This is a genomic window from Candidatus Coatesbacteria bacterium (assembly GCA_014728225.1).
GTDB lineage: Bacteria > RBG-13-66-14 > RBG-13-66-14 > RBG-13-66-14 > RBG-13-66-14 > WJLX01.
Map to the genome: position 1 here is coordinate 1 of WJLX01000060.1, position 4,466 is coordinate 4,466.

At 60.3% G+C, this 4,466-nt stretch carries 4 protein-coding genes; 3 read left to right on the forward strand and 1 reads right to left on the reverse strand.

Annotated elements, in window-relative coordinates; genetic code table 11:
- Positions 1–142: 142 nt before the first annotated feature.
- Positions 143–1,486 (forward strand): hypothetical protein, encoded by a 1,344-nt coding sequence (locus GF399_04765; GenBank protein MBD3399624.1) that lies wholly within the window; start codon positions 143–145, stop codon positions 1,484–1,486.
- 102 nt (positions 1,487–1,588) lie between these two features.
- On the opposite strand, the gene GF399_04770 is transcribed toward GF399_04765, so the two are convergent.
- Positions 1,589–1,951 carry a hypothetical protein gene (locus tag GF399_04770; protein MBD3399625.1) on the reverse strand — a complete coding sequence of 121 codons (363 nt, stop codon included), beginning with the start codon at positions 1,949–1,951 and terminating at the stop codon, positions 1,589–1,591.
- Positions 1,952–2,313: 362 nt separating this feature from the next.
- Here GF399_04770 and GF399_04775 point away from each other — a divergent pair, with 362 nt between their 5' ends.
- Together GF399_04775 and GF399_04780 are read left to right on the forward strand one after the other, a co-directional pair.
- On the forward strand, positions 2,314–2,730 hold the full coding sequence (locus GF399_04775; GenBank protein ID MBD3399626.1) for a hypothetical protein: 417 nt from the start codon (positions 2,314–2,316) through the stop codon (positions 2,728–2,730).
- Positions 2,731–2,990: 260 nt separating this feature from the next.
- Positions 2,991–4,346, forward strand: coding sequence for a response regulator (locus tag GF399_04780; GenBank protein MBD3399627.1), 1,356 nt, complete (start codon positions 2,991–2,993; stop codon positions 4,344–4,346).
- The last annotated feature ends 120 nt before the right edge of the window (positions 4,347–4,466 follow it).

The following is a 4,466-nucleotide window of genomic DNA, read 5'->3' on the forward strand; positions in this document are numbered from 1 at the left end:
CAGTGCGAGTGTTGCATCGAGTCGCTGTGCATTAAACCGTTCTCATAAGATAAGTCAACCCTGTTCTCGTCTCAGCGCCCGCGTCAGCGGAACCTGATACGATCGACCCCAGTTTCCGCTCGATTCCAAGGAGGGGTGAAGCGTGAGGAAAATCCTCTTCGCAGCACTAACCGTGACCCTGGGAGCCCTCGTCGTTCTCTCCGGGTGCGATCCCGAAGACACCATGAGCGACTTCCCCGTCGCCCAGTACATGGATCAGGCCTTCAGCATCTTCGTCACCGACGACTCCTTCGATAACTACTGCGGCGCCCACGCCGTGCTGGATTTCGAGGGTGACGGCAACTACGGCGGCAACGTCGTCGTACCGACCTACATCACCGAGATGCCGACCATCGACGGCGTTCTGGACTACGATGAGTTCTGGAACCCCGAATACGGCGAGGCGACCTGGACCACCATCGATCTCGAGCACAAGCCCTACGCCTCGGGCTATGACGATCCCGAGAACGCGCCCAGCTCCGAGGTCGTCGACGAAGTCATGGCCACCGCGGGCATCAACGTCGCCGGCGGCAGCGGCACCCTATACATGGCCTTCCAGTGGACCGATCCCTCGGGCACCGACGACCACTACGAGAACCGCTGGCGCTTCTATAAGGACGGCCCCTACCCCGAGACCATGCTGCCCGTCGTCCTGCGGCAGGTCACCAACGGAATGGACCCTTGGTACGACGATTATCCTGACCTGTTCAATGATCCCGACTTCCCCTTCCCCGACGGTTTCAACCACGGCTACAGCTCCGATACCCTGGGCCTGGTTTGGGACATCTGGGGCGTCGAGGATCCCGAGGCCGATAACCCCATGCCCGCCCCCTCCGTCGACGGCTTCTTCGAGAACGGCTGGGACATCTGCTGGTATCAGGACGGCGACGAGTACGTTTGCAAGCTGACCCCGGACATGGGCACCTACGAGAACACCCCGATGCTCGACGTCTGGTGGTGGAGCGCCGCCCGCACCAACTGGCAGCCGCCCGAAATCCAGTCCTGGGCCTACATGGAGGATATGTACCAGACCTCCGAGGACACCGTCAACGACCACGGCGTCATCCCGGACAACGGCTTCGGCCCCTACCGCTACAACTACCAGATCACCAAGGCTGGCTCGCTGTACATCGAAAAGCCCCTGTTCAAGCATCAGGAGCAGCCCCAGTACCTGTTCTACCCGGACAACCCCGAGTGGATCTACATGGACTACATCAACTGGGGTAGCCAGCAGCCCGACATGTTCGGCCCGGGCAAGCCCTGGAAAATGGGTGACGAGGTACCCGGCTACGCCGCCCTCTCCAGCACCCTGGGCTCCGGCGGCGACGTGATCGCCAAGGCCTCCTTCGACGAGGAAACCGGTGTCTGGTCCCTCGAGGTGCAGCGCCTGTTCAACACCGACCAGGCCGACGACGCTACCCTCGGACAGTACCATCACACCAACTAGCCTGACCCGCGAACACCGACAAGCGGCCCCGCGGGGCCGCTTGTTTTTCATTGCGGGTTTGATCGGTCGATAGTTACCTCAGCCGAAGCAGCCTCCGCGGCCTCAATTCAGCTCGAGCTGGATCTCCAGTTCGAGATAGCCGCCCTGGCCCTTGTAGCCGGAGTCGGACCCGCATTTCATGCTCTTCTGGGCGAAGGCGGTGTAGTTGCCTTCGCGACTATATTGAAACAGTTTTATTCCGTTAGTACTCGTCCAACCAGTACGCACAAGCCCCTCACCTTCTAAATAAAGCTGAACGTTCGCGTTTGCAACAGGGTCGTTGTTGTTGTCACATACGTAAACTTCGACGAAACCGGGCGAGGCAACTTGCACATCCTCAATGCCGGTGCCCTCGTCACAGGCCGTCAGACCGCCGGCCCGGGCACAGCTCGTGGACGAAAAAACGTGCTTTGTGGTGGTGTTCATCGCACTAAGCCGCTTCTGTGCCGACGGACCTTGTCGGTCGATGAATGCTCGGTCGATGTATGCTCGGTCGATTTATGCTGAGTAAGTCATCAAAAAAGAGATCATCACAGAAGATGAACATCAGCTGTTGCAGTTGGGGTCTTCCAGCGTCGTGAACGGGTCTGCTGTCCCGCCACCGATCGAGGGGGCAATGTGGCGGGGAAGAGCGGGCCGGGGGAGCGGCACGCCAACCGTCCCGGCTGCAACCACCGTTACCCCTACCGCCGCGCCGAGGGACGTCAAAAGGGCGAGGGTCGCGGCAAGCTGTTCAAGCGTAGTCCCCGAGGCGCCGCAACGCGCCGCCGCCGGCAAAACGCGGCGAGATAGCGCGTCTGTTCCGGCTCTGTGTTCCGGCGGCGCAGGTCGTAACGGTCCCGGGCAGCTGGCGCGCTACGGCTTATCGCTACTGCAAGCGAATCCGCCGGCGCCTCACCGCCGCTCACCAGACCGCGCTGGATTCAATCGTCTACTCCGACGGCTGGAAGGCCTCTAACAAGCTCTCACTCAACGGCTTCCACCACAAGAGGATCAATCACCAGGAAGAGTTCGCCAACGGAAAGAATAATATCAATGGCATAGAGAACTTCTGGGGATACGCCAAACGACGGCTAAAGGCCTACCACGGCGGTTTCAAGCGCAACTTCAGTCTCTGTATCCGTGAAATGGAATTCCGCTTCAACCATCGAGACGCCGATAACACGCAAGATATTCTCAGGAGCATACTTCGCGCTTGTTCATAATTAGGTGATAATCCCAAAATATTCATCCATTATTGACGCTCATTATCAGTGACGTATTGTAATATCTTTTGCATTGCCATGGTATATGTATATCATTTAGAGACGCCGCCGCGGCGGGAGCTTAATCATTTTTTTGGCTATTGCCTGCTTGTAATACTCCAGGTTGGCACGAAAATTGCTGGTATCTAATTAGGAGTTCTAACACCGAATCGTCGGCCGCTCCCGGCCGCACCAATGCCAGCGAAAGGCGGTTTCCCACGATGAAGCGGAAGGTCAAGATACTAATCATCGACGACGACGCCATCTTTGGCAGGTTGATCAGCGAGGACCTGGCCGACAAGGGCTACGAGACCAAAGCCTGCGAGACCAGCGCCGAGGGTCTGCAGACCTACATCGACTGGCATCCGGACCTGGTGCTGCTCGATCAGAACATCCCGGACATGACGGGCATCGAGGTCTGCAAGAAGATCAAGGATCTCTCCCCGGAGGCCAAGGTGATCTTCATCACGGCTTTCGGTTCGTGCTGCTCGGCCGTGGAGGCCGTCAAGGCCGGCGCCTACGAATACCTGCTAAAACCCCTGGACTTCGACCAGCTCTATCTGGCCGTTCGCAACGCCCTGGAGCTCAAGGAGCTCAAGCACAAGGAATACATCCGCCAATATCAAAGCAGTCAGCGTCGCGAGCCGACGACGGACTTCGCCGGGGTCTCCCCGCAGAGTCAGAAGATCCAGCGCCTGGTGGAGATGGCGGCCCAGAGCGACGCCCCGGTGCTGATCACCGGGGAGACCGGCACGGGCAAGAGCGTCGTCGCCCGGGCCATCCATAAACTCAGCGCTCTCGACGACAACCTGATCAGTATCAACTGCGCCGCCATCCCGGAATCGATGATGGAGGCCGAGTTGTTCGGACACGAGAAGGGAGCCTACACCGGCGCCCACAAGCGGCGTCAGGGGGTCTTCGTCCTGGCTTCGGGCGGGACCCTGGTCCTCGACGAGATCGGCGAGATGCCCCTCTCCCTGCAGAGCAAGCTGCTGACGGTGCTGGAGGAGCGCCAGGTCCGACCCCTGGGCGGCGCGGTCAAAGTGCCCTTCGACACCCGGCTGATCGCCATCACCAACCAGGAGCTGCAGCGTCGGATCGAGAGCGGCGACTTCCGCCGCGACCTCTACTACCGCCTGGCCGTGGTGACCATCCACATCCCGCCGCTGCGCGAGCGCCCCGAGGACATCCCCCTGCTGACCCGGGAGCTGCTCAAGGAGATCACCGGCGGTCAGCTGACCGAGCTGCCCCCCAAGCAGCTGCGTCAGTTGCAGCAGTACTCCTGGCCGGGCAACACCCGGGAGCTGCGCAACATCCTCGAACGCTCGCTGATTCTGGAGCCGGCGACGCCCAAGCCGGCCAAGCTGCTGGAGGTCGGCGGTTCCCGACCGTCCGGTGACAACGGGCGCCCCGATATCGACCTGCGCCCGATGCAGCTGGTCGAGAAGGAGCACATCCTGCGCGTCCTCGACTACTTCGACGGTGACAAGCTCAAGGCGGCCAGTCAGCTGGGCATCTCGCTGTCCACGGTTCACCGCCGCTTGAACCGCTATCGGCGCGAAGGCTTGAAAATCTGACCCTTATCATATTGAACGCGTTGTGTCATAATGAACGTCCTTCTGCGATGCTCAGCGGTTGTCGACGACCGAAACCGGTATCATCCATGTTCACCGGGACCGTCGGCGCCGCTGCAGCGG

What these genes read in the sequence shown, in the direction of transcription:
- GF399_04770 (MBD3399625.1), bottom strand. Translation starts at nt 1,951, where the DNA reads ATGAACACCACCACAAAGCACGTTTTTTCGTCCACGAGCTGTGCCCGG.
- GF399_04780 (MBD3399627.1), top strand. Translation starts at nt 2,991, where the DNA reads ATGAAGCGGAAGGTCAAGATACTAATCATCGACGACGACGCCATCTTT.